This is a genomic window from Nocardia brasiliensis NBRC 14402 (assembly GCF_000308475.2).
GTDB lineage: Bacteria > Actinomycetota > Actinomycetes > Mycobacteriales > Mycobacteriaceae > Nocardia > Nocardia brasiliensis.
In genome coordinates this window covers 156,800-180,149 of sequence record NZ_BAFT02000079.1, presented here as the reverse complement: position 1 = coordinate 180,149, position 23,350 = coordinate 156,800, and the positions used below count along the sequence as shown (strand labels likewise).

The following is a 23,350-nucleotide window of genomic DNA, read 5'->3' as shown; positions in this document are numbered from 1 at the left end:
AGCACGCTGCCGCCCAGCGTGTGGACGCGAAAGAACACGACGCTGAGCAGCGCCAGCCCCACCGCGTTGCCGATCTGCTCGATGGTGGGCAACTGACCGGACGCCTCGGCCATCTGACGCTCCCGCAGTCCCGACAGCATCAGCGGTTGCAACTGCACCCCGAACAGACCGACGCCGAGTCCGGACAGGAAGACCGGGCCGAGCGCCAGCGCCAGATTCACCTCCCCGTTGGTCAGGCGCAGATATCCCGCACCGACCGCGACCAAGCCGCCGTACCCCGCGATCCCGCCCGCGAGCACCTTGACTCCCCAACGCTTTACGAGAAACGGCGAGGCGAGCGCACCCGCGCCCGCGCCGAGCGCGAACGGTGTCATCGCGATGCCGGTGCGCAGCGGCGAGAAGTGCAGGATGTCCTGCAGGGTGATCGAGACGGTGAACACGAACGCGGTGAACAGCCCGAAGAAGCACGCCACCAGTCCGGCGCCGATCGCGAAACCCCGATCGGCGAACAGATCCAGGCGCACCAGCGGGCTGCCGCCGCGCCAGACCAGCCTGCGCTCGTAGGCGAGGAACACCGCGCCCATTGCCAGCGCCGCCGCGAGCACCACGAAAGGCACCGGACGCCAACCGTTCTGCTGTATATCGACGAGCGCGGCGAGCAACGCGAACAGGCTGACGGTGGACAGCGCCACGCCGCCCAGATCGAGCCGGTCGCGTTCCGGCGGCTTACCGAGCCGCAGGTACCGGTACCCGAGCGCGAAGGCGAGCAGCCCGATCGGCAGGTTCATCAGGAACACCGAATGCCAACCGAGACCGGCGATATCGGCCGTGACCAGTGCGCCGCCGACGATCGGTCCGAGCATGCCCGCGAAGCCCGCGGTCGCACCGTAGAGCGCGAACACCAGCTGGTGCCGGCTCGGCGGGAAGCTCGCGATCAGGATGGCGATGGTCTGCGCGGCCATGCCGGCGCCCGCGGCGCCCTGGAAGATGCGCGCGATCACCAATTCCACGGCGCTGGTGGACATTCCGCACCACACCGAGAACACCGTGAAAGCCGTGACCGACACCAGGAATACGGCGCGACGACCCAGGATGGCGCCGATCCGCGCCGCGGTCAGCAAGGTGCAGGCGAAGGCCAGCGAATAGCCGGACACCACCAGCAACTGCTGTGCCGCCGACGCGTTCAGGTCGGCGGTCAGCTCCGGCAGCGCGGTATTGACGATGGTCACGTCGATCATCTGCATGAACACCGCGATGAGGCAGCCGGTGAACGCGAGCCACGCATCGAGGCCGCCCGCAAGCCGGATATCGGGCAGCTTGGCGCCGAGCGCCCTCACCGGTTCAGCGCCGCACTGAAGATCGGCCAGGAGTTGTGCAGGTCCTGCTGCCAGTAGCCCCACGAGTGCGTGCCCGTCGCGCGCAGGTCGACGGTCGCCGGAATACGCAACTCCCGCAACCGGTCTCGCAGTTGCCGGGTGCAGACGTGCGCGATGGCCTCCAGCGGTGCGCCGAAGATCAGCTGATAGGTCAGTTGCAGCAGATCGCCGCGGACGCCGTCGACGGTGTCGTAGGGCCCGGGACTGCCGTTCCCACTGGCCACGTATATCGCTGTGCCACGCAGCTTTTCGGCGTGCAGGTAGGGATCGTTGGCGGCCCACGCGGGATCGCTCGGCGGTCCCCACATATTCACCGGATTGCCCTGCTGACTGGCGACCACCGCGTTGACCACGGCCTGACCGCGCGCGTCGCTGGTACGTACGCACCCGCTGTACGAACCGATCGCGCGATACACCCCGGGCGCGGACAGGGCCAGCTGGAACACGGCCGTGCCCGCCATCGAGATGCCCGCGATCGCGTTCGCGCCGGTCGTGTTCAGCATGTTGTCGACGATCGGCGGCAGCTCGCGCGTGAGGAAAGTGGCCCAGCGCTGCTTGCCCAGCGCCGGATCGTCGGCGCGCCAGTCGGTGAAGTAGCTGCCCTCGCCGCCGAACGGGATGACGATATTGACCTGTTTGTCGGCGAAGAACTCCGCGACATCGGTCGCGTCGGCCCAATTTCGATCTATCCCGCCATCCGCGCCGTTGAGCAGATACAGTGTCGGCGCCGGTATCGAATCATCCGGTGCCCGAAGCACTTTCAAGGCCACCGGTTTTCCCATCACCGCGGAGTGGACGATCATGTCGATGCCTGCCCGGCCCTCGGCGAAGCTCAGCACGCGCGAGCCGTCCGGGGCCGTCACCGGCGGCGCGGCGCGCGCGGTGCTCGTGAGCAGCGCGCCCACCAGCACCGCGGTTGCGCACCGCGCCGCGAGCACCGACGCGCCCCGGAAATTCCGATCGACCACGCGGCACCTCCGGCCACTTCGTGCACTCGTCCGATGTGCGCAGACGCTAACCGGCCCCGGTCGCCCCGACCCGGCCTTCCCGCATTCCTTGGGACACCTGACCGACCGTCACCGCGAGCTCCTGGTGTCGATCACAACGGGCGCGCACCCGCATTCGCCCGGCGGCAAATGGTTGACTCATTCCAGAAAACGGACAAGACTCTGGTTCGTGCCTACGGCCATGGAATTCCAGCAGATGCTGCGGGGAGTTTCGCTGCGCGTGACCGCACCCCGGGTCGCGGTATTGAGCGCCGTACACGAGCACCCGCACGCCGACACCGATTCCATCATCCGGGCCGTGCGCTCACGCCTGTCCGCGGTGTCGCACCAGGCGGTGTACGACTCGCTGCACACCCTCACCGCCGCCGGCCTGCTGCGCTGCATCCAGCCGTCCGGTTCGGTGGCGCGGTACGAGACGCGGGTCGGCGACAACCATCATCACGTCGTGTGCCGCCACTGCGGCCGGATCGCCGACGTCGACTGCGCGATCGGCGAAGCGCCCTGCCTGTCCGCGTCCGACGACAGCGGCTTCGCCATCGACGAGGCCGAAGTCATCTATTGGGGCCGCTGCCCCGACTGCGCGGCGGAGACCGCCGCTCCACCACGTCCCTGACCACAGCCCGCACTACTCATCAAGGAAGGAATACCGTGACGTCCGACAGCCGTCCACCTACTCCTGATTCCGAAACTCGCAGCGCGAGCGAGAGCGAGAACCCGGCGATCCCGTCCCCGACGCCGCAGACCGACCACCGCCCCCGCACCAACAAGGACTGGTGGCCGGAGCAGATCGATCTCTCGGTGCTGCACGCGCATTCGTCCAAGTCGAACCCGCTCGGCGAGAGTTTCAACTATGCCGAAGAGTTCAAGAAGCTCGATGTCGAAGCGCTGAAGGCGGACGTCGCGGCAGTCCTGACCAACTCGCAGGACTGGTGGCCCGCCGACTACGGCAACTACGGCGGCCTGTTCATCCGGATGAGCTGGCACGCCGCGGGCACCTACCGCATCGCCGACGGCCGTGGTGGCGGCGGGCAGGGCGCGCAGCGGTTCGCCCCGCTCAACAGCTGGCCCGACAACGCGAACCTGGACAAGGCGCGCCGGCTGCTGTGGCCGGTCAAGCAGAAGTACGGCAACAAGATCTCCTGGGCCGACCTGCTGGTGTTCGCCGGCAACGTGGCACTCGACTCGATGGGCTTCCAGACCTTCGGTTTCGGCTTCGGCCGCCCCGACATCTGGGAACCCGAAGAGGTCTTCTGGGGTCCGGAGGACACCTGGCTCGGCGACGAGCGCTACAGCGGTGACCGTGAGCTCTCGGGTCCGCTCGGCGCGGTCCAGATGGGCCTGATCTACGTGAACCCGGAAGGGCCGAACGGTCAGCCCGATCCGGTCGCCTCCGCGCGCGATATCCGAGAGACGTTCGGCCGCATGGCGATGAACGACGAGGAGACCGCCGCGCTCATCGTCGGCGGCCACAGCTTCGGCAAGACGCACGGCGCGGGCAACCCCGACCTGGTGGGCGCCGAACCCGAAGCCGCGCCGATCGAGCAGCAGGGCCTCGGCTGGAAGAGCGCCCACGGTACCGGCAAGGGCAAGGACGCCATCACCAGCGGCCTGGAGGTCGTCTGGACGTCCACGCCGACCCAGTGGGGCAACGGATTCCTGCAGAACCTGTACGGCTACGAGTGGGAGCTGACCAAGAGCCCCGCCGGCGCGTGGCAGTGGAAGCCGAAGGACGGCGCGGGCGAGGGGACCATCCCCGATCCGTTCGGCGGTCCCGGCCGCACCCCGACCATGCTGACCTCGGACCTGGCCCTGCGCGAGGACCCGATCTACCGGGAGATCACCAGCCGCTGGCTGGAACACCCCGAAGAGCTGTCCGTCGCGTTCGCCAAGGCCTGGTACAAGCTACTGCATCGCGACATGGGTCCGATCAGCCGCTACCTCGGCCCGTGGGTGCCCGAACCGCAGCTCTGGCAGGACCCGGTGCCGGCCGTCGAGCACGCGCTGATCGATGAGCAGGACATCGAGGCGCTCAAGAGCAAGGTGCTCGAATCCGGCCTGTCGGTGGCGCAGCTCGTCAAGACGGCCTGGGCCTCCGCATCGAGCTTCCGCAGCACCGACAAGCGCGGCGGCGCGAACGGCGCCCGGATCCGGCTCGAGCCCCAAAAGAATTGGGAGCTCAACGAACCCGCCGAACTGGCCAAGGTGCTGCCGGTGCTGGAGCAGATCCAGCAGGACTTCAACGGCTCCGCCGCCGGCGGCAAGCAGGTCTCGCTGGCCGACCTGATCATCCTCGCCGGTTCCGCGGCGATCGAGAAGGCGGCCAAGGATGCGGGGCACGCCGTGACGGTGCCGTTCGCCCCCGGACGCACCGACGCGACGCAGGAGAACACCGATGTCGAGTCGTTCGCGGTGCTCGAACCTCGGGCCGACGGTTTCCGCAACTACGTGCGGGCCGGTGAGAAGGCGCCGCTGGAGCGGCTACTGCTCGAGCGGGCCTACCTGCTCGACGTGACGGCGCCCGAGCTGACGGTGCTCATCGGTGGTCTGCGCGCGCTGGGCGCCAACTACGGCGGCACCGAGCACGGCGTGTTCACCCAGCGGCCGGGCACGCTGACCAACGACTTCTTCGTCAACCTCCTCGATCAGAGCGTCGAGTGGAAGGCCTCGGAGTCGGCGGAGAACGTCTACCAGGGTGTCCGCGCGGGTCAGCCCACCTGGACGGCGACCGCCAACGACCTGATCTTCGGCTCGCATTCGCAGTTGCGCGCGATCGCCGAGGTCTACGCCCAGCAGGACGCGGGCCAGCGGTTCGTCGACGACTTCGTCGCCGCGTGGGTCAAGGTCGTCAACAGCGACCGGTTCGACCTCGCCTGATCGTCGATCGAAAACAGGCCGCTCCTTCGGGGGCGGCCTGTTTTCGTGCTGCCCGCGAGTGACCTTCGGCCTTCCGATTCGGGTCCGAGTCCCGTATCGGCGGTCGGCCTGATCCTTTGACACTCGATACATGACCGCAAGCGACGCACTCCCCCGGACACTGGCGCCGGATCGGCCGACGCTCACGGCGGCCGTGCGACTGGCGGGGCGGGCGCCCTCGGTGCACAACACGCAGCCGTGGCAGTGGATATTCGACGGCACTTACCTGCATCTGCATCGAGACGGCGACCGGCTGCTGACCTCGACCGACCCGCGCGGCAGGCAGTTGGTGATCAGCTGCGGGGCGGTGCTGCATCATCTGCGCACCGCGCTCGCCGTGCGCGGCTGGCACACCGACGTCGTCCGGCTACCGGACCCGGCCCGGCCCGATCGCCTGGCGACGATCTCGTTCCGCCCCTGGCCGGACCCGCCCGCGGGCGTGCACGCCAGGGCGCGGGTGATCGAGATACGGCGGACCGATCGGCTGCCGCTGCTGCCGCCGCGGGACTGGCCCGAATTCCTGCACGCCGCACGGTTGCTCACCAACCCACATCACATCGAACTCGATGTGCTCGGCCCGGCGGCGAGCCCGCGCCTCGCGCTCGCGGCGCAGCGCACGACCGCGCTGCATCGGTACGACATGGAGTATCAGGCCGAGTTGCACTGGTGGACCGGGCATTCCGATCTCGTCGACGGGGTGCCGCGCAGCGCCATGGTCTCCCGCGAGGAGTCCGCTCGCGTTCCTGTCGGGCGCGCGTTCCCCGCCACGGCGCAGTCCGAGCGCCGCGCGGCGACCGAGGACCGTGCGCGGCTGGTGGTGCTCAGCTCCGCCGCCGACTCGGTGCGCGAGTGGTTGCACACGGGCGAGGCGCTCTCGGCGGTGCTGCTGGAAGGCACCGCGGCGGGGCTGGCCACGTGCACGCTCACCCACATCACCGAGATGACCACCGCCCGAAGGACGATCGCGAACCTGCTGCCCCATCCCGGCGCCCCGCAGGTCGTGCTCCGGATCGGCGTCGCACCCGACGGCGAGGTGCCCGTCCTGTCGCGGCGCCGCCCGGTCTCCGACATCCTGTCGTTTCGTCAGGGATAACGACGGGACCGGCCCGGGGCACGGCGTCACCCGTTGGTCGCCGTGCCCCGGAGTCTGCCGGGTGGTCTGTTCTGTTTCGTTGCGGCAGAATGACTCCCGGTGGGATCGGCGATGGGGGTAGGCCATGCGTATCCGGGCACGCAGGATCGGGACGATCTCGGCGGCCGCGGCGCTGCTGTTCAGCACGGCGTGCGGCAGCTCCGAGCAGGCACCCGACGCGTTGGACAAGTTCTACCGGCAGTCGCCGCAGTGGGTTTCGTGCGCCGAATTCCAGGGCGCCGACGAGATCGCGGGCGCGGGATATCAGTGCGCCTATGTCGAAGTGCCGCTGGACTATGCCGAACCCACCGGTGCCACCGCCCGAATCGCCATCTCCCGTCGCCCGGCCGACGGCGAACGGATCGGCGCACTGCTCACCAATCCGGGCGGGCCGGGCGCCCCTGGCCTGACGTATCCGGCCGTGTTCGCGAAAACGCCGCTGGCCCAACGCTTCGACCTGATCGGCGTCGATGTGCGCGGCCTGGGCGCGTCCATGCCGAAGGTGACCTGCCTGACCGAGGAAGAGTTCCAGGCCCAGCGCAGCGACCTGGACCTCGATTTCTCCCCGTCCGGCATCGCGCAGACCGAGCAGGAACACCGGGACTACATCGCGAAATGCGTCGAACGCACCGGCCTCGACGTGCTCACACACGTCGGAACCGCCGATGTGGCACGGGATTTCGACGTCATCCGGGCAGTACTCGGCGATCCGAAACTGACCTACTTCGGTGGGTCGTACGGCACGCGGCTCGGCTCGACCATGGCCGAGCTGTTCCCGCAGCGCATCCGCGCCATGGTCTTGGACGGCGGCGTCGACCCGGCGACGAACATGATCGACCAGGTCACCTTCTCGGCCGGATTCCAGCACGCGTTCGAGGCTTTCGCGGCCGCGTGCGTCACGACGCCGACCTGCCCGATCGGTGTGGACCCCGATCCGGCACGAGTACGAATCTCGTTGCGTGCGTTGGTGGACCCGCTGATCGAGCGACCAGCGACCACTTCCGACCAGCGCGGGCTCGGTTACAACGATGCTCTGGCCGGGATCGTCAATTCGCTCTACACGCCGGAGACCTGGCCGCAGCTCACCCGGGGACTCACCGAACTCACCCAAGGTCGCGGTGACACCCTGCTCGCGGTCGCGGACTTCTTCGCGCGTCCGGGCACGGTGGCACGCGGTCTGCACAACGCCGTGCTGTGCCTGGAGGAGATCCGAGTCACCGATCGCGCCGCGGCGGCCGAACTCGATCGCCGAATGCGGGCCGCCGCACCCATATTCGACGACGGGCGGGCGAGCGGGCAAGCGCCGCTGGACCTCTGCGCATTCTGGCCGGTGCCCCCCGCGACGCAACCCCACGTCCCGAACGTGACCGGGTTGCCCCCGGTGCTCGTCGTGGCCGCCACCGGCGATCCCGCGACACCGTATCCCGGCGGGGTAGCGCTGGCCCGCGCCCTGCAGGCCCCGCTGATCACCTACGAAGGCGTGCAGCACGGCGCGTTCGGTAGCGGCGTGGCCTGCGTGGACGAGCCCGTGCTCCGCTACCTGATCGACCTGGCCCCGCCTCCCGGAGAGGTGCGCTGCGCGCACGTAGGGTGAGATGCGACCGCGTTTGTCAAGGGACTTCGGTCACCGATTCGAGGCCCGACGCCGGGCCTGCGGCGGATAAATCTTCGTAGGCTGAGATAACGGCCCAGGAAGGTGCAACGCAATGGTCACAGTGTTCTTGGTGGACGATCACGCGATCGTGCGACGCGGGGTCGCCGACCTGATCGACGCCGAAGCCGACCTCGAGGTAATCGGCGAGGCGGGCACCGTATCCCAGGCGATGGCGCGCATCCCGGCACTGCGTCCGGACGTCGTCGTCCTCGACGTGCGACTACCCGACGGCAACGGCATCGAACTGTGTCGCGAACTACTCGACCAGCACCCTGGCCTGCGCTGCCTCATCCTGACCTCGTTCACCGACGAACAGGCGATGCTCGACGCGATCCTGGCCGGAGCCGGCGGATACGTGGTCAAAGACATCGGCGCCCTCGAACTCGTCGACGCCATTCGCGAGGTCGGCGCCGGGCACTCGCTACTCGACAATCGCGCCGCCGCCGCGCTCATGGCGAAACTCCGGGAAGAGGCCGCGGCCAGAACCGGCCCGCTGGCCGGCCTCACCGAGCAGGAGCGCACCCTGCTCGAGCTGCTCGGCGAGGGCTTGACCAACCGGCAGATCGCCGGGCGTATGTTCCTGGCCGAGAAAACCGTGAAGAACTACGTCTCCCGGCTGCTGGCCAAACTCGGGGTCGAGCGGCGCACCCAGGCGGCGGTGCTCGCCTCCAAACTCAATGCACCGCCGAAGGGCGAATGACTCGCGAACCGCCGACCTGCCCGGGAACGGTCGGCCGGCGCGGCAGGCCCGCGCGTTCGCGCGTGCGAAAATGACCGGCATGGCAGGCAGCGGGCCCGGCGACCCGGGTCAGAGCCCGGTGCTCGAAACCCTCTCGCAGCTACGTCTGCGCGAGTTGCTCGCGGAGGTCCAGGAGCGGATCGCCGAGATCGTCGGCGTGCGCGATCAGATGGATCGGCTGATCGAGGCGATGCTGGTGGTGACCGCGGGCCTGGACCTCGACAACACGCTGCGCACCATCGTGCACACCGCCATCGAACTGGTCGACGCCGGTTACGGCGCACTCGGCGTCCGCGAAACCGAGCAGGACAGCCTGCAGCTCGCCGAATTCGTCTATGAGGGCATCGACGACCGGACCCGGGTGCAGATCGGCGATCTACCGCGCGGCCACGGGGTGCTCGGCGTGCTCATCGAGGACCCGAAACCCATACGGCTGCGCGATCTTTCGACCCATCCGGCGTCGGTCGGCTTCCCGGCGAGCCATCCGCCGATGCACACCTTCCTCGGCGTTCCGGTGATGGTGCGCGACGAGGTGTTCGGCAATCTCTACCTCACCGAAAAGGCCGGTGGCCAGGAATTCACCGAGGACGACGAGGTCGTCGTGCAGGCGCTCGCCGCCGCGGCGGGCACCGCGGTCGCCAACGCCCGGCTCTACGAGCAGTCCCGGATCCGCCAGCAATGGCTCGAGGCCACCCAGGATGTGGCGACCGAACTGCTGGCCGGCACCGAGCCGGGTGAGGTGCTCGAACTCGTCGCCGATCGGGCGCTGCAACTCACCCGCTCGGCGGTCGTGTTCCTCGCGCTGCCCGAGGACCCGGCCGTCCCGCGCGACGAGCTCACCGAACTGCTGATCGTCGCGGCCGCCGGTACCGGCTCGGAAAAGCTACCCGGACAACGCATTCCGATCACCGGATCGCATTCCGGCACCGCCTTCCGCACCGGCCGGGTGGTGGGTGGCGAACAGCTGATGTTCCAGCCCGAGTTCGACGGTTCCGCCGAACACGGTCCCGCACTGGTGCTTCCGTTGCGGGCCGAGCACGCGGTGATCGGCGTGCTGGTCACCCTGCGCCCGCCCGGCGCGCGACCGCTCGACGCCGCGGCGCAGGCGATGATCACGTCCTTCTCCGACCAGGCCGCACTCGCTTTGCAATTGGCGGCGACGCAGCGGCGGATGCGCGAACTCGACGTGCTCTCCGATCGCGACCGCATCGCCCGCGATCTGCACGATCACGTGATCCAGCGCCTGTTCGCGGTAGGGCTCTCGCTGCAGGGCACGGCGAAACGCGCGGGCACGCCCGAGGTGGCCGCCAAACTCACCGAAACCATTCAGGACATCCAGTCCATCGTGCAGGAGATCCGGCATTCGATCTTCGACCTGCACAGCAGCACCGCCGCGGACGCCCCGACGCTGCGCAAGCGCCTGCACGCGGTGATCGCCGAGATGACCGCGGACACCGGCCTGCGCACCACGGTCCGGCTGGCCGGACCGGTCTCGGTCTTGGCGCCGCCGCTGTCCGAAGACGTGGAAGCGGTGCTGCGCGAAGGTCTCAGCAACGTCGTCCGGCATGCGGCGGCGTCGACGGTGTCGGTTCAGCTCGCGGTCGGTGACGATGTCACCATCGCGATCACCGACGACGGTACCGGCATACCCGACGAATCGCCGCGGCTGAGCGGCCTGGCGAACCTCGCCGCCCGCGCCGAACAAGCCGGCGGCAGCTTCGAGATCCGCCGCAACGACCTGCACGGCACCGTCCTGCGCTGGTCGGCGCCCCTGCCCGACCAGCCGCCACGGTCCTGACACCGCGCCACCTCCCCACTTCCGTCGCCAGTCGAGTCGAGCGTCCGGATGTGGTTCTACTTAGTCATGACTTCGGCACTTCGACGTGCGGCACGTTACGCGGGTGCCGCGGTGATCTTCTTGGTGGCAACGGCTTTCGTGGCCACACCCGGTTCGCAGGCCGAGCGCTCCGCAGGCGTGCCCGACCTCAGCGCCCCGCAGGAAGTGGCGCGCGATATCGCCATCCCGTGGGGTCTGGCGTTTCTGCCCGACGGATCGGCCTTGGTCGCGCAGCGCAATACCGGTGTGATCCTGCGCATTTCACCCGGCGTCAAGCCGGTGCAAGCGTATCGCGTTCCGGGTGTGGTGGCGCGCGGTGAGGGCGGCCTGCTCGGCCTCGCGGTGTCGCCGCAGTACGCCGAAAATGGCTACGTGTACGCCTATTTCACCGCCAGTGCGGACAATCGGATCGTGCGCTTCCGGCTGGACGGCCAACCCGAGGCGGTCTTCACCGGAATCGCCAAGGCGAGCACACACAACGGGGGCCGGATCGCGTTCGGGCCCGACGGCATGCTCTACGCGGGCACCGGCGACGCGGGACAGAAACCGCGGTCGCAGGATCCGGCCAGCCCCAACGGCAAGATTCTCCGGCTGACGCCCGAAGGACGGCCCGCACCGGGCAATCCGACGCCGAACTCGCCGGTGTACACCCTCGGCCACCGGAACGTGCAGGGCTTGGCCTGGGATCCGACCGGGCGGCTCTACTCGACCGAATTCGGCCAGGACACCTACGACGAGGTCAACCGGATCGAGGCGGGACGCAACTACGGGTGGCCGATCGTCGAGGGCAAAGGCGACACCCAGGGCGGTAAGTACACCAATCCCCTGGTCACCTGGACCACCCAGGAAGCTTCGCCGTCCGGGCTCGCGATCACCGCGAACACGTTGTACGTCGCGGCTTTACGCGGACAGCGGCTGTGGACCATCCCGCTGCGCACCGACGGCACCCTCGGCCAGCCCGTCGCGCAGCTGCGGGACCGTTTCGGCCGGTTGCGCACCGCGCAGGTCGCGCCGGACGGCTCGCTCTGGGTCAGCACGTCCAACACCGACGGACGCGGCACCGTTCGCACCGGGGACGACCGCGTCGTCCGATTCCCGGCACGCTGAGCGGTCGTTCGTCACAGTGGACGTAACGCGATCAGGGTGCGGGCGGAGGCGTAAAGGAAGTGGCCCGTGGAGCGGGCGCGCAATTGCCCGCCGCCGCTCAGCGCTTCGGGCGTGACGTCCACCGCGGTGAACGGGATATCCCACACCGTCGCACCGATTTTCGGGTCAACCGCCCACAGGCCGGTGGCATCGGACAGGACGACCACCTTCCCGTCCCAGGCGGCTGCCGTGCCGTAGCGCTCGGCACGGACCTGCCACAATCGGTGGCCCGTGCGCATGTCCAGGCCGGTCATGGTGTGCGCCTGATCATCTCGGAGCAACGCAGCCTCGCCGACGACGGCGATCGCGGTGCCCATGCTGGTGTTGCCGGTCTCGGTCGCGCGCGATGCGGTGACGAGATCCGAGTTGGTCCAGACGACCGCACCGGTGCGGCGATCGCGGGCACTGTCGGCGAGCAGCACCGGGACGGTGTCGTCGGCCGGTTTGTCGATCGAAAGAGGCTGTGTGGCTGCGTGATCGGTCGTCGCGATCACCCGGCCGGTGCGGTCGAGCAGGTCGGAGCCGGTGACCCGATAGCCAGCGCACTCGGTGTGCACGCGCTGGACCACTGCGCCACGGACGCCCGATGCGCGCGAGCATCCGTTCAGTTCCGCCGTCCAAGTGGGCGCGCCCGTGTCGAGATCGAATCCCGCGAGCCCGGCACCGAGGGCGAGCACGCCCTGACCGTCGGTCACCGTCAGGGCGTCGCCCGACAGGTCCTCCCAGGCCGTGCCCATGGCGAAGTCGCGGGACCAGTACGCCTGCGGGTCCGCGAACGTTCCGGCGTGCACCCGCACGTCGTCGGATTCGACATCGCCCTCGGCGACATAGACGCGATCACCGAGGTTCGCCAGCGCGAAGACCAGCCAGGGCGTGGGCGTGCGGGTGATCTTTCCGCTGCCGATGTCGTAGCCGATCAGCTCAGAGGTCTCGGAAGCGTTGGCGTAACACACAATTCGGCCGTCGGCCGGGGTCGCCGCGCAACCACGCAGGTCGGGAGCGGGTGCACGCCAGCGCACCGCGCCGGACCGCGCATCTATGCCGGCCAGCATCGGATCCCGCAGCGCCATATCGCCGTTCGCGACGCCGATCACCGTGACCAGGATGTCGCCCGCATCGATGAATCCCGGTCCGCCGACGTCGAATTCGGTGCCCGCGACAGGATCACGGAACTCCAGCCCGCCGTCGCCGAGGGTGGCGGCGGCGACGGACCAGGCCAGACCGGGCGCCGCGGCCGCGGTGCCGGTGATCTTGCGGACGCCGTCCGCGGGCTGGGTCAGCACGTAAACCGCACCCGCCGTGGTGAGTACGGCGGCCACCGCGGCGAGGATCAGTCCGCGCAATCCGGGAACGGAGCGCATCACCGGACCTCGAGACCTGGCGTCAGGGCGATCGCCTCGAGCCTCTCGAACGTCAAGGCAGGGGCGGGCTCGTCGACGGTGGTGCCGACGCGAACCCGGGCGCCCGACGCGCGGGTGACCGTGACCGAACGGATGAGCTGCGGCACAGGTTGCGCCCCAGGCTGCGTCGATGTCGTCGTGAAACGCGACTCCCGCGTCTCGACGACGGTTCCGTCCGGCAGCCGGCGCGAGGTCACGCGCTCGCCGTCTGATGCAGGGGCCGAAAGGTTCGGCAGACGCTGCCCCGTGAGGACGGCGACCTCCAGCCGCGACTGTTGCCCCGGCGTCGTGATCCGGACCGCCTGACACACCCCGTTGCCGCCGAAATCCGCAGGACGCAACTGTCCCAACGGCCGGTCGAGGGTGAGGCCGTCGAGAGGGATCCCGGCCAGCACGGCGTCCAGCCTGCGAGCCGTGGCCTGATCGATCGTGCCGCCGCCCTCGGTCTCGCCATTGCAGGATTCGGGCACGTCCGGTGTGCCGGGTGGCACCGGTGCGCCGACCCGCAAGCCCGGTGCCGTCACCACGGCGACCAACTCGTCGAGGCTCAACGGCACTGTGCCGGAATGGTTCACGCCATCGGTGTCGGTGGCGGCGGCCGTGACCGCGGTGCCGTCGGTCAGGTAGGCGTGCGCGGTGCGCGACAGGGTGCGGACGCCGTCCACCTCGTACCAGGTGTCGTCGACATCGACGATCCCGTCGGCCAGGTGCTTGCGTTCGTCGAGATCGCCTGCCACACAGGGCGGAGCCGCCGCGGTGGAGCGCCGCACCGAGAGGTTGAGATCTCCCGTCGCACTGCCCCGGCGCAGGACGGCGTCCGCACTGGTCCAGCCGCCGAAGCCGGACGGCCCGCCGGAGTCTTCGGGATCGGTGATGGGTCGGAAGCGCAGCGAATGCGCGACGGAAGCGAAGGCCAGCTCAACCTCACCGGGCAGCGCATCCTGCGCCGCCTCCGACATCGCGACCGCCTTGGGACCGGAGAACCACGGATACGCGGGGTTGTCGTAGCCGGAATCGGCCGACTCCACGAAGGCCATCGATGTGCCCGCACTGGGCGGCTCGACGGTGGCGCAACCCGGAATCGCCACCGGGAACACCACCGGCGGGGTGCCATAGGACCGTTCCCGCGACGGCTCCTCCGTGCTGGACGCGGGCACCGGCGCGGTCGTCAGCTCCGGCTCGCGTTCGTGCAGCAGCCCGCCCACGATGACGCCGCCGGCCACGATCGCCACACAGATCAGAGCCACTGTCCACCCGGTCACCGCGCGCGAGGGCTCGGCCGAGTCGGTTTTCTCACCGCTGTCCATGCGTCACGCCCTCCCTAGCCCGTCGACATTCCAGGGGATGTCTACCAAACGCGGCACGACGTACATCGCGCAGGCGCGTTCGGCGCTACGCGGGCGGACGACGGATCGCGAGCACGACCAACCTCACGAACGCCGGACTCGCTTGGCGCAACCCGCCCATCATCGGGCGCGCCACGGCCGGCGAATCGTCGGGCAGGTCCCGTACTACCAAGCGCCGATGAAGATTTCGAGCACCGCCAACGCGACTGCCGCCAGCAATGCCGAACCCGCCGCCGCACCGAGCGTGAGGATACGGGCACGACGTCGGTCCGCACCGGCCACCCGAACCGCGACCACACCACCCAACACCCCGAGGATCGCGAGCACCGGAGCACCACCGAGGATCAGATAGAACAAACTTCCCAACGCCGCCTCCCCCGCCCCACCGAACCCGCGGGCGTAACCCGACAGCGGCACCGGAAACCGGTAGACGATCGCGACCAGCGCGGCCGCCACAGGTGCCAGCACGACCGCGACCAGGGCCCCCAACCCCGCCATCCTCGTGACGCTCGCACCGTCCGCCGCAGAATCAGCCATCCCTGCAGCTTATGGACCCCGCTGCACTGCACCGCCCCGACCCCGTGCCGCCGCACCGCGCCCGGCAGCACTCCGTTCGGCACAGCGCTCGCGCAGGCGGTCGATCGCCCTGCCTATCAGAGACGCTCTGTCGACCAGACCGGCCTTCTGCCCAGGCTCAGCAGATCAGGTGATGCATCTCAGGTCGAGGGTTGCGCGACGGGCGGGTGGTGCAGGCGTGGGACGGTGGCAGGGTCGGACAGTGCTGCGCGGCGGGCGAATTCGACTACGCCGAGCAGGGCGGCGTCGGGTCCGAGATGGGCGGGGGCGACTTCCGGTGCGAGCGTGGGCACGAGGGCGCTGCGTCCGGCGAACTGCTGACGGATGATCGGATCCAGCCACGGAAACCATTGCGCGAGTGTGCCGCCCAGGATCACCTCGTCGATGTCGAGCAGCGCGGTGATGGACAGGATCGCCGCCCCCACCGCGCGCCCGGCACTCGCGATCGCGGCGAGCGCGCGCTCGTCACCCCGCTCCAACGCCGCGACGAGTTCAGCGGCGGCGGGTGCCAGTCCGTTGCGCCGCAACAGATCACCGAGGCCGGCGGCACCGAGCACCGCTTCGGGACCGGCGTAACACACCAGACAACCACGGGCACCGCAAACGCACAGCGGCCCGTCGAAGGCGACCGGCATGTGTCCCGGCTCGCCCGCGACCCCGTGGCTGCCGGTGTGGATGACACCATCCAGCACGACGCCCCCGCCGATTCCGGTGCCTGCCGCGAGGTAGACCACGGCTCGCGGCCGCCCCGGGTGCGCGTGGTATTCAGCGAGCGCGGCGGCGTTCGCGTCGTTGATCACGTCGATCGGGCAGGTCAGCTCCGGGAGCCGCCGATCGATCAGCGCGCGCAGGCGAACCGGACGCAACCAGCCGAAATCCGGTGCGACGAGCACGGTTCGGGCGGCGTCCGCAGCGACCGGCCCGGCCATCGCCACCGCGACGCGCACCAGCTCCGCACCGGGAGCCGCGGCTCGTGCCCGTCGTACCGCGTCCGCGATCCGGTCGGCGAGCGCCGCCGGGACACCGGCGGCGCCGTCGTGCGGCGACATGTCCTGCCATACAAGGGTTCCCGCGAGGTCGGCGAGGGCAACGCGCACGTGCTCGGCACTGATCTGCACGGCGACCGTCACCGCACGCCGCGCCACCAGCCGGAGTAGTCGCCGTGGTCTGCCCCGTCCGCCGAGATTCCGCACCCCGTCTTCCCGTACCAGTCCGCGCACCGCGAGATCGGCCACCATGGTGGTGACCGAGGCGTGCGACAGACCGGTCGCCACCGCGATCTCCGTGCGCGCGCACGGGCCGTGCTCGGCGATATGCCGCAGCACCGCACCCAGGTTGCGTCGCCGCACCGCCACCGAATCGTGCGCCCCACTGGTCTCCACCTCTCTGAGACTATGCAGGTCACGAATTTTTTCAACCATTGACTGATTCGCCGTCGACTCGCGAACATACCGAGGTCCCACGAACCGAATCGAGGTCTGCCATGTCCACTGCGCACATCCGGCGCCGCACCGTCCTGCTGGGCGCAGGTGCCCTCGCGGTCGCGGCGGCCTGCGCCACCGAGCGCTCGCCTTCGGACGTCGTCCGGACGACCTACGGCCCGGTCCGGGGTGTCCGCCGCGACACCGGCCTGGCCTTCCTCGGAGTGCCGTTCGCGCAACCGCCGGTCGGCGAGTTGCGGTTCGCCGCGCCCGCACCACCCACGCCCTGGACCGAAACGCTCGAATGCACCGCTTACGGACCCACCGCGCAGCGCCGATCACTGGCCGCGGTGACGACCATCCCCGAACCGAGCATCCCCGGCGACGCCATCCTCAGCGTGAACGTCTTCACGCCCGATCCGGCCGCCCGCGGGCTGCCGGTGCTGGTGTGGATCCACGGCGGCGGCTTCGTCGCGGGCAGTCCGGCCAGCCCCTGGTATGACGGCGCGTCCTTCAATCGTGATGGTGTGATCGTGGTTTCGGTCGGGTACCGGCTCGGGATCGACGGGTTCCTGCGCCTGGACGGCGCCCCGGACAATCGGGCGGTACTCGACTGGATAGCCGCCCTGCGCTGGGTCCGCGACAATATCGCCGCTTTCGGCGGCGATCCGGACAAGGTCACCGTCGCAGGCCAGTCCGCGGGAGGCGGCGCGGTCTGGGCGCTACTGGCCACTCCTGCCGCGCGCGGGTTGTTCCGGGCCGGCATCTGTGCGTCCGGGGCGGTGACACAACCGAACGAGCTCGCCGCCGGGCATGCGGTGGCCGAGTTGTTCACCCGGCGCACCGGTGTGCCCGCGACCGCGGCGGCGCTGCGCGCGGTGCCCGAGAACACGCTGCTCGATATGCAGGACGCGCTGCAAGCGCCCGGCCCCGGCAGTGAATCCGTACCGATGCTCGGCCTCGCACCGTTCGCCGACGGTGCGCTGATCCCAGAGTCCACCCCCGCGCTGTTGAAAAGCGTTGCGGGCGGCGATATTCCGCTCCTACTCGGCTTCACCAGACACGAATTCAACATGGCGGCGACCATGGCCGCTCAGCAGCCGGACGCGGCCGCCGCGAGCCCGCTCGCCCAAGCGGGCCGCGGCGTCGATCCGGACGCGCTGCACGCCGCCTACCCCGGCGCGAACCCCACCGAACTTGCCGGACAGGCCATCAGCGACACGATCATTCGCGGCCCCTCCTACCGGATCGCCGAGGCACGAGCCGCCCGGAACCTGCCCACCTGGCTCTACGAATTCGAGTGGACCGCAACATCTCCGAGCTATCAGGGCATGGCGGCGCACTGCCTGGACCTACCCTTCGCCTTCGATCTGCTGCGCGCGCCGGGCGTCACCGAGGCCGAGGGCGCCGCACCGCCGCAAGCCATCGCCGACGCGGTCCATGCCGCCTGGGTCGCCTTCGTGAAAGCGACCGACCCCGGCCAGGATTGGCCGCGCTACACTCTCGCACAGCGGCAAGCCATGATCTGGTCGGCGCAGAGCCAGGTCCGCACCGACGCGTTCGCCGCCCAACACCGGCTCTGGCTGACCTGACCGGATCACGAACCGGCGGTGGTCACCTTCCACAGGTAGCCGTCCGGGTCGCTGAAATAGCCGTAGTACCCGCCCCATTCGGCCGGGCCCGGATCTTTGACCACCTCGGCGCCCGCGGCGACGGCGGTGCGCATGATCGCGTCCACCGCCGCCCGCGAGTCGGGACTGATGTGGAACGAGGCACCGCGGAAGCCGGAACCTGCTGCGGGAACACCGGCATCGGCTGCCGCCGCGTCCCATTCGTAGAGTGCCAGGTTCAAGGCCCCGTCGTTCAACCGCAACGCGACGAACTTGCGGGTGTCCTTGTCTATTTCGCAGCCCAGTCCCTCGGCGTAGAACTGCTTGGCGCGGTTCAGATCTCGCACGCCGAGCATGACGGTTTTCATGTGCATCGGCACGTTTCCTCCTTCAAAGCCGGTCCTCGTCAGATCTATTGCCGCAGCCGCTATTCCGCATATGGCTGGTCGGTTCCCTCGGCGCTGTAGCCGAGGCTCCAGATGTAGCCGTCCGGATCGGCGAAGGAGCCGCCGTACCCGCCCCAGGGCAGCGCGCCCGCGGGTTTGAGCACGGTGGCTCCTGCCTTCTCGGCCTCGGCGACGATCTCCGCGACACGCTCTTCGCTCCGGACGACGTAGGTCAGGACCAGTCCGCTGAAGCCGCTGCCCTCCGGGCTCGTGCCCACCTGACCGGCCAACCCTTCGCGACCGTAGAAGCCGACCCGGGAACCGCCGTCCGGCTCGAAGAACACCGATACGCCGTAGTCGTCCTTGATCTTCCAGCCCAGTCCGTCGACATAGAACTGCTTGGACCGCTCCAGATCCGCGACGCCGAGCAGGATCGAACTCACATGCGCTTTCATACTTCTCCCTGGGGATTCGAGGCGTGGACCGGCGGGTTGTCACATCGGTGTGGTGTGGCCGGTCAATAGGTATGACAGCCCCGGACAAAGGAACGTGACAGATGGCCGAGCAGGACTGGTTGAGCGAACAGTTCACCGAGCACAGAGACCGGTTGCAGGCGGTGGCCTATCGCATGCTCGGATCACCCGAAGAGGCCCAGGACGCCGTGCAGGAGGCGTGGCTGCGGGTCGGGCGGGCCGACACCGACCAGATCGAGAACCCGGCCGGATGGTTGACGACGGTGGTCGCCAGGGTCTGCCTGAACATGCTCGAGGCCCGTCGCGTCCGTCGTGAGGAGTCGGCCGGAGCGCTGCCGCCCGAACCTGCGGAGCCGGCCGCCGACCTGCGGCACACGGCCCCGGCCGGGCCGGAAAACGAAGCACTGCTGGCCGATTCGGTGGGCGTCGCGCTGCTGGTGGTGCTCGATGTGCTGACCCCGGCCGAGCGGTTGGCGTTCGTGCTGCACGACATCTTCGCGGTGTCGTTCGGCGAGATCGGCGAGATCATCGACCGCACTCCGGTGGCTGCACGGCAGCTCGCCAGCCGGGCCCGGCGGCGGGTGCAGGGCGCGGCGGAGGCCTCCGGAGCGGCGCGATCACGCAAGCGGGAGGTCGTCGCCGCCTTCCTCGCCGCGTCCCGGCACGGGGATTTCGAGGCCCTCGTCGAGTTGCTCGATCCCGATGCCGTGGTCGGCGAGATCCGCGGCGGTACTGCGGTCGCGGCGTTCTTCTCCGGGCGAGCGCAAGCGGCGCGGCTCGCACTGGTCGACGGCGTCCCGGCGGCGGTGTGGCTGCATCGCGGGCAGGCGCGGGCGGTCATCGGCTTCACCGTGCGCGACGGGAAGATCACCCGCGTCGACGTCGAAACCGACACCCAGCGGATCACCGACTCGACCATCGTCTATCTCGTCGACCCGGCCGCCGGACGCAACGCGGACGAAGCATGACCGACCTGGATCTGCGCCTCACGACCCTGCGCCTCGCCGTCCACGACCTCGGCCGGGCGGTCGACTTCTATCGCGACGTGCTCGGTCTCGAGGTCCACGGCGAACCCGACGGAAAGCTGTCACTGCACCTCGGCCCGTCGGCGCAACCGCCGGTCCGGATCGTTCTCGAAACCCCGGACGCCGTCCCCGGCATCTCACCGGCCGACCGCCGGGCGATCGAGGACCTGATGACCGTCGGCCTACTCGGTCGCCTGGAGTTCCGAACGACCGACTGCGACAGCACCTTCGAGCGCCTCGAGGCCGCCGGCACCGAAGTCATCCAAGAACCCATCACCCGCCCCGACCGCACCCGCGACTGCGCCTTCCTGGACCCCTCCGGCAACCTGCTCCGCTTCACCCAGCAGATGAACCCCTGAACCCGTCCGTCACTCTCATACAGCGCACCGACTTCATCGACGGAGCGCACCGCACCCGAGCCCGGCAGGAGCGAAAATGGGTTGGAAGGGGTGGGCCGGTTTGGCACGATGGGATCGGAGACTTTCGAAAGGCCGAAGGAGGGCGGACGTGCAGGTAGCGCGATATCGCCGTGTTCGACCGTTCGACCGTTCGACCGATCGCGCTGAAACGCAGTGCGCTGTCGAGCGATTCGGGGCGGCGTCGACGTTGGAGAGTCGGGCTCGGCTGTAAACCGAGTGCCACGCGCTGAGTGGGTTCGAATCCCTCCCGCCCCACGATAGGGCCGATGGCTAGGCGAAGGACGCACGCCGTGACGGATTCAGTTCTGGGCCGCGCAGCAGAGGACGTCTGCGCGCAATTGCGTGCCCACGCCTCGGTCTGCGAAGAAATCCCGCACGACCCGGTCGCCGTTGTCCGCCAAGGAGAACGGCTGTGCAAGGCCATGCTGATCTACGAAGCAGCCCTCTCGGAGGTGACCGGCTGGTCCCTCCCACTCCGCCACCTCGGCCATCTCGAAGACTACTTCGACGAGGACGACGAATAGCCGCTCAGCTTCTCGAGACTCGGCTGGCCACCGACCGTGACGGCGTACGCCTAGGTTCTGTCTCGAAGTGGTGCAAATGTGCGGCTTTCGCGTGTCGACACGGGGCTAACTGTCGCTTGGTCTGCTTGCGTTCGGGCTTGTTGGCTGGCTGCCGAAGTGTGACTTGCTCAGGTTGGTGTGTCACAGACCTTCCATACGGTTCACAGCAGCTATAAACCCTGTGAACCGTACGAAACCTCTGTGACCCCAACCTATCTGTCGCTTGGTCCACACCACCCGGCCCGCTCCCCAACAGCCGTCTCTTCCCAAGCCGCTCGAGACGCAACCACAGCCAGATGACCACGCCGGAACCCCACCCCGCGCACCTGACCTGCACCTACAGCCGGGAACCCCACCTGACGTGCTCAGCACTATCCCTGTAACTCCCGCGGCAGGTACACCGAACTAGGCCGCCGCGGATGGGACTTCGACAGAGTCTATTTCCCAGTCCGCCGACCGTGGGGGTCGCCGGTAGCCTCATCAGCGCCCACCCTCGCCCTACCCGTCGGCGGGCGGCGCGGGTGGCGCGTATCGGGTGCTGTCGTCCCAGTCGGCATCATCGTTCCAGTCCTCATCACCGAACCGGCTCGACAGATGGATCCGTTTCTCGGGCGGCACCGCCTCACGCCGGGCGTTGAATTCGGCCCATTCCGCCTCGATTTCCGCGTCCCGCTCCGGTGAGGGCGGCGGCAACCCTGCCTCTTCCCGGCTGGTGAATTTGCGTCCCTTGTAGTACTCGGCCATCGAAGTTCCTCCTAGGGGATTTCGTTCATGTAGATGATGATTCGCCCGCTCGGGTCGTTCTCCACGACTTTGCGGACCTCGAAGTTGGTTCCGGACTTGAACAGCACCTCTTGCTCGCTCGGTCGGCGCGCGAACTCCTCTACGGACTTCCCGTGCTCGCTTCTGATGCGGAATTCCACGGGCCGATCGAACGCGGCCTCTGGTGTGCGTGACGCGGAGGTGAAACCGGGCTCGGTGACCATGTCGCGTCCGATGGCTGCCTCGCGGTAGCGCGCCAGATCCTCAGCACTCAGGTCCACACGCCGGGTGACCGGGCCTTGGTAGTCGGGCAGCTTGTCGAGCGCGGCGTTGATCTCCCCTTCACGCATCTGCTGATACCGGCTGATACCACCATGCCGCAACTGCCAGTTCAGCGCCTCCGAGCCGCCGGGACCGGTGTAGTCCCACAGTGCGGCGCGGTCGGTGTCGGACAGCAGGGATCCTGGCGTCGGATCGGCCTTGGGTTTGAGCCGTCCGGCCGGACCCAGTTCCTCGAGCCGTTCGCATTCGCGCACGTGGCGGGCGAGGTCGGCGTCGAGTTTCACCCCGGCGGCGATCCGGCGGTTGGTGAGCCATTGTTCGATGATCGCCCGCATCGGGCGCGCGTACCGCGCGCAGATGGCTGCGGCACCCGCTACACCGATCGCTGCCCCGGCACCGAAGGTGATGAACGAGGAAGCAACCGAGATCGCGGCGGTGATCGCCAGCTCTTGGATCAGTGCGTCGCGCACCATTTCGAGCTGCTGTTTGAGCAGCTCGCGCAGTTCATCGAGGGCGGCGCGATGATCCCGGCACGACTGGGCGAGGTCGGCCATCGCGGTGAGCGCGGCCTCGGCGGCCGCTTTGAGCGCGCGCAGATCCTCATCGATGAACTCGACCTCCGGCGCGACCACATCGGCGAAAGCGACCGCGGCGGCCTCGAGAATCGCCGGGAACCCTGCCGCCCCTTCGGCGGCGCGGGTGGCGTCCCAGGTGATCGCGGCGTTGGAAATGGTGGTGGCGTTGCCGTCGGGCACGGTGAGCCCGATCTTCTCGACCAAGCCCAATCCCTCATCGATCAACCCGTTGCCGGGGCCGCCCGCAGACGGGAGCGGAACTCGGCAATTGAGGACCGGGTACATCGGGGTCGGGGGTTTGACCGGGGCCGGGCCCGCGTCGATCGTCGCGCCGTGCTCGGCCAGCGCGCGTTCGTAGCCGCAATTGTTGAGCACCACGGCGTAGGCGTGTGCGGCGCTGGCGACCTTGGTGACCATGGACAAGATGTCTTTGGCGCGCTGGTCGTAGGACTTACCCCACTCCTTGGCCTCGGCGTACGACCCGGTCATGTTGGTGGCCTTGGCCAGTTCCGGCCAGCGCGCATCAATGGCCGACCACCACGCGGACGCACCGGCCGCGATCTTGGTAGCGGTGTCGTAGTAGACCGCGGTGTCGACGTCGAGCAGCGACCCGGTCAATGAACGGCCCGCCCGCCTGGCACGGTTCCGGTCACTGCTGTCGCCCCCTCCGGTCATCCCTCCTGAACGATGCAGAGCTTAATAGCTGCG

General features: G+C 68.9%; 21 protein-coding genes and 1 tRNA gene. 12 read left to right on the top strand and 10 right to left on the bottom strand.

Translation table 11 applies throughout. The annotated features are described in order from the left end of the window. Both TY25_RS29025 and TY25_RS29020 read right to left on the bottom strand, forming a co-directional pair. A partial coding sequence (locus TY25_RS29025) for an MFS transporter (RefSeq protein ID WP_042261244.1) occupies positions 1-1,337 on the bottom strand: 1,337 nt, incomplete at its 3' end. After that, the gene (locus tag TY25_RS29020) at positions 1,334-2,344 is read right to left on the bottom strand and encodes an alpha/beta hydrolase (protein ID WP_042261242.1); all 1,011 of its coding nucleotides are present in this window, start codon (positions 2,342-2,344) and stop codon (positions 1,334-1,336) included. The genes TY25_RS29025 and TY25_RS29020, both read right to left, overlap by 4 nt. 235 nt (positions 2,345-2,579) lie before the next feature. On the opposite strand from TY25_RS29020, the gene TY25_RS29015 reads away from it, so the two are divergent. The 7 genes from TY25_RS29015 (at position 2,580) to TY25_RS28985 (ending at position 11,765) form a co-directional block, all read left to right on the top strand. After that, the gene (locus TY25_RS29015; protein ID WP_370466279.1) at positions 2,580-2,996 is read left to right on the top strand and encodes a Fur family transcriptional regulator; all 417 of its coding nucleotides are present in this window, start codon (positions 2,580-2,582) and stop codon (positions 2,994-2,996) included. 35 nt (positions 2,997-3,031) lie between these two features. Beyond that, positions 3,032-5,257 (top strand): catalase/peroxidase HPI, encoded by a 2,226-nt coding sequence (gene katG / locus TY25_RS29010; RefSeq protein WP_042261240.1) that lies wholly within the window; start codon positions 3,032-3,034, stop codon positions 5,255-5,257. 130 nt (positions 5,258-5,387) lie between these two features. Then, positions 5,388-6,389, top strand: coding sequence for an Acg family FMN-binding oxidoreductase (locus TY25_RS29005; RefSeq protein WP_042261238.1), 1,002 nt, complete (start codon positions 5,388-5,390; stop codon positions 6,387-6,389). A 124-nt stretch (positions 6,390-6,513) separates the two neighbouring features. Next, positions 6,514-8,022: an alpha/beta hydrolase gene (locus tag TY25_RS29000; RefSeq protein ID WP_042261236.1), complete on the top strand. Its 1,509-nt coding sequence runs from the start codon at positions 6,514-6,516 to the stop codon at positions 8,020-8,022. A gap of 112 nt (positions 8,023-8,134) precedes the next feature. Next, the gene (locus TY25_RS28995) at positions 8,135-8,782 is read left to right on the top strand and encodes a response regulator transcription factor (RefSeq protein ID WP_042261234.1); all 648 of its coding nucleotides are present in this window, start codon (positions 8,135-8,137) and stop codon (positions 8,780-8,782) included. Between the two features lie 79 nt (positions 8,783-8,861). After that, positions 8,862-10,619, top strand: a complete 1,758-nt coding sequence (locus TY25_RS28990; RefSeq protein WP_042261307.1) for a sensor histidine kinase — start codon at positions 8,862-8,864, stop codon at positions 10,617-10,619. A gap of 66 nt (positions 10,620-10,685) precedes the next feature. Beyond that, the gene (locus tag TY25_RS28985; protein ID WP_042261232.1) at positions 10,686-11,765 is read left to right on the top strand and encodes a PQQ-dependent sugar dehydrogenase; all 1,080 of its coding nucleotides are present in this window, start codon (positions 10,686-10,688) and stop codon (positions 11,763-11,765) included. Positions 11,766-11,776: 11 nt separating this feature from the next. On the opposite strand, the gene TY25_RS28980 is transcribed toward TY25_RS28985, so the two are convergent. The 4 genes from TY25_RS28980 to TY25_RS28965 all read right to left on the bottom strand — a co-directional run bounded on the left by TY25_RS28980 (position 11,777) and on the right by TY25_RS28965 (position 16,508). Beyond that, on the bottom strand, positions 11,777-13,165 hold the full coding sequence (locus TY25_RS28980; protein ID WP_042261230.1) for an outer membrane protein assembly factor BamB family protein: 1,389 nt from the start codon (positions 13,163-13,165) through the stop codon (positions 11,777-11,779). Then, on the bottom strand, positions 13,165-14,511 hold the full coding sequence (locus TY25_RS28975) for a hypothetical protein (RefSeq protein WP_042261229.1): 1,347 nt from the start codon (positions 14,509-14,511) through the stop codon (positions 13,165-13,167). Before TY25_RS28975 ends, TY25_RS28980 begins: the two co-directional genes overlap by 1 nt. A gap of 204 nt (positions 14,512-14,715) precedes the next feature. After that, the gene (locus TY25_RS28970) at positions 14,716-15,087 is read right to left on the bottom strand and encodes a hypothetical protein (protein ID WP_146153991.1); all 372 of its coding nucleotides are present in this window, start codon (positions 15,085-15,087) and stop codon (positions 14,716-14,718) included. A 179-nt stretch (positions 15,088-15,266) separates the two neighbouring features. Beyond that, positions 15,267-16,508: an ROK family transcriptional regulator gene (locus TY25_RS28965; protein WP_201773721.1), complete on the bottom strand. Its 1,242-nt coding sequence runs from the start codon at positions 16,506-16,508 to the stop codon at positions 15,267-15,269. 101 nt (positions 16,509-16,609) lie between these two features. Between TY25_RS28965 and TY25_RS28960 the strand changes: the two genes are divergently transcribed. Further along, the gene (locus TY25_RS28960) at positions 16,610-18,139 is read left to right on the top strand and encodes a carboxylesterase/lipase family protein (RefSeq protein ID WP_042261223.1); all 1,530 of its coding nucleotides are present in this window, start codon (positions 16,610-16,612) and stop codon (positions 18,137-18,139) included. A gap of 5 nt (positions 18,140-18,144) precedes the next feature. Here the strand turns inward: TY25_RS28960 and TY25_RS28955 are convergent, their stop codons facing one another. Further along, positions 18,145-18,531 carry a VOC family protein gene (locus TY25_RS28955; RefSeq protein WP_052383254.1) on the bottom strand — a complete coding sequence of 129 codons (387 nt, stop codon included), beginning with the start codon at positions 18,529-18,531 and terminating at the stop codon, positions 18,145-18,147. A 53-nt stretch (positions 18,532-18,584) separates the two neighbouring features. Beyond that, positions 18,585-18,998, bottom strand: coding sequence for a VOC family protein (locus TY25_RS28950; RefSeq protein WP_029900973.1), 414 nt, complete (start codon positions 18,996-18,998; stop codon positions 18,585-18,587). Between the two features lie 101 nt (positions 18,999-19,099). Between TY25_RS28950 and TY25_RS28945 the strand changes: the two genes are divergently transcribed. The 4 genes from TY25_RS28945 to TY25_RS42000 all read left to right on the top strand — a co-directional run bounded on the left by TY25_RS28945 (position 19,100) and on the right by TY25_RS42000 (position 20,984). After that, positions 19,100-19,984: a sigma-70 family RNA polymerase sigma factor gene (locus TY25_RS28945; RefSeq protein WP_042261221.1), complete on the top strand. Its 885-nt coding sequence runs from the start codon at positions 19,100-19,102 to the stop codon at positions 19,982-19,984. Continuing rightward, complete coding sequence (locus tag TY25_RS28940) at positions 19,981-20,400, top strand: VOC family protein (protein WP_081869165.1); 420 nt, start codon at positions 19,981-19,983, stop codon at positions 20,398-20,400. Before TY25_RS28945 ends, TY25_RS28940 begins: the two co-directional genes overlap by 4 nt. Before the next feature lie 232 nt (positions 20,401-20,632). Next, positions 20,633-20,715, top strand: a tRNA-Tyr gene (locus TY25_RS28935). 35 nt (positions 20,716-20,750) lie between these two features. Beyond that, entirely contained in the window at positions 20,751-20,984 is a 234-nt protein-coding gene (locus tag TY25_RS42000) for a hypothetical protein (protein WP_146153992.1), read from the top strand. A 537-nt stretch (positions 20,985-21,521) separates the two neighbouring features. Here TY25_RS42000 and TY25_RS28925 read toward each other — a convergent pair. Further along, on the bottom strand, positions 21,522-21,767 hold the full coding sequence (locus TY25_RS28925; RefSeq protein ID WP_042261217.1) for a hypothetical protein: 246 nt from the start codon (positions 21,765-21,767) through the stop codon (positions 21,522-21,524). A gap of 11 nt (positions 21,768-21,778) precedes the next feature. Continuing rightward, on the bottom strand, positions 21,779-23,317 hold the full coding sequence (locus TY25_RS40845) for an ADP-ribosyltransferase (RefSeq protein WP_081869164.1): 1,539 nt from the start codon (positions 23,315-23,317) through the stop codon (positions 21,779-21,781). Positions 23,318-23,350 lie beyond the last annotated feature (33 nt).

Bases quoted from the DNA above. Each gene is read 5' to 3' on its own strand.
- TY25_RS40845 (WP_081869164.1), bottom strand. From the start codon at position 23,317: ATGACCGGAGGGGGCGACAGCAGTGACCGGAACCGTGCCAGGCGGGCG.
- TY25_RS29005 (WP_042261238.1), top strand. From the start codon at position 5,388: ATGACCGCAAGCGACGCACTCCCCCGGACACTGGCGCCGGATCGGCCG.
- TY25_RS28950 (WP_029900973.1), bottom strand. From the start codon at position 18,998: ATGAAAGCGCATGTGAGTTCGATCCTGCTCGGCGTCGCGGATCTGGAG.
- TY25_RS28980 (WP_042261230.1), bottom strand. From the start codon at position 13,165: ATGCGCTCCGTTCCCGGATTGCGCGGACTGATCCTCGCCGCGGTGGCC.
- TY25_RS28985 (WP_042261232.1), top strand. From the start codon at position 10,686: ATGACTTCGGCACTTCGACGTGCGGCACGTTACGCGGGTGCCGCGGTG.
- TY25_RS28995 (WP_042261234.1), top strand. From the start codon at position 8,135: ATGGTCACAGTGTTCTTGGTGGACGATCACGCGATCGTGCGACGCGGG.
- TY25_RS28940 (WP_081869165.1), top strand. From the start codon at position 19,981: ATGACCGACCTGGATCTGCGCCTCACGACCCTGCGCCTCGCCGTCCAC.
- TY25_RS28975 (WP_042261229.1), bottom strand. From the start codon at position 14,511: ATGGACAGCGGTGAGAAAACCGACTCGGCCGAGCCCTCGCGCGCGGTG.
- TY25_RS28955 (WP_052383254.1), bottom strand. From the start codon at position 18,531: ATGCACATGAAAACCGTCATGCTCGGCGTGCGAGATCTGAACCGCGCC.
- TY25_RS28990 (WP_042261307.1), top strand. From the start codon at position 8,862: ATGGCAGGCAGCGGGCCCGGCGACCCGGGTCAGAGCCCGGTGCTCGAA.
- TY25_RS28970 (WP_146153991.1), bottom strand. From the start codon at position 15,087: ATGGCTGATTCTGCGGCGGACGGTGCGAGCGTCACGAGGATGGCGGGG.
- TY25_RS28960 (WP_042261223.1), top strand. From the start codon at position 16,610: ATGTCCACTGCGCACATCCGGCGCCGCACCGTCCTGCTGGGCGCAGGT.
- TY25_RS29000 (WP_042261236.1), top strand. From the start codon at position 6,514: ATGCGTATCCGGGCACGCAGGATCGGGACGATCTCGGCGGCCGCGGCG.
- TY25_RS29015 (WP_370466279.1), top strand. From the start codon at position 2,580: ATGCTGCGGGGAGTTTCGCTGCGCGTGACCGCACCCCGGGTCGCGGTA.
- TY25_RS28925 (WP_042261217.1), bottom strand. From the start codon at position 21,767: ATGGCCGAGTACTACAAGGGACGCAAATTCACCAGCCGGGAAGAGGCA.
- TY25_RS28945 (WP_042261221.1), top strand. From the start codon at position 19,100: ATGGCCGAGCAGGACTGGTTGAGCGAACAGTTCACCGAGCACAGAGAC.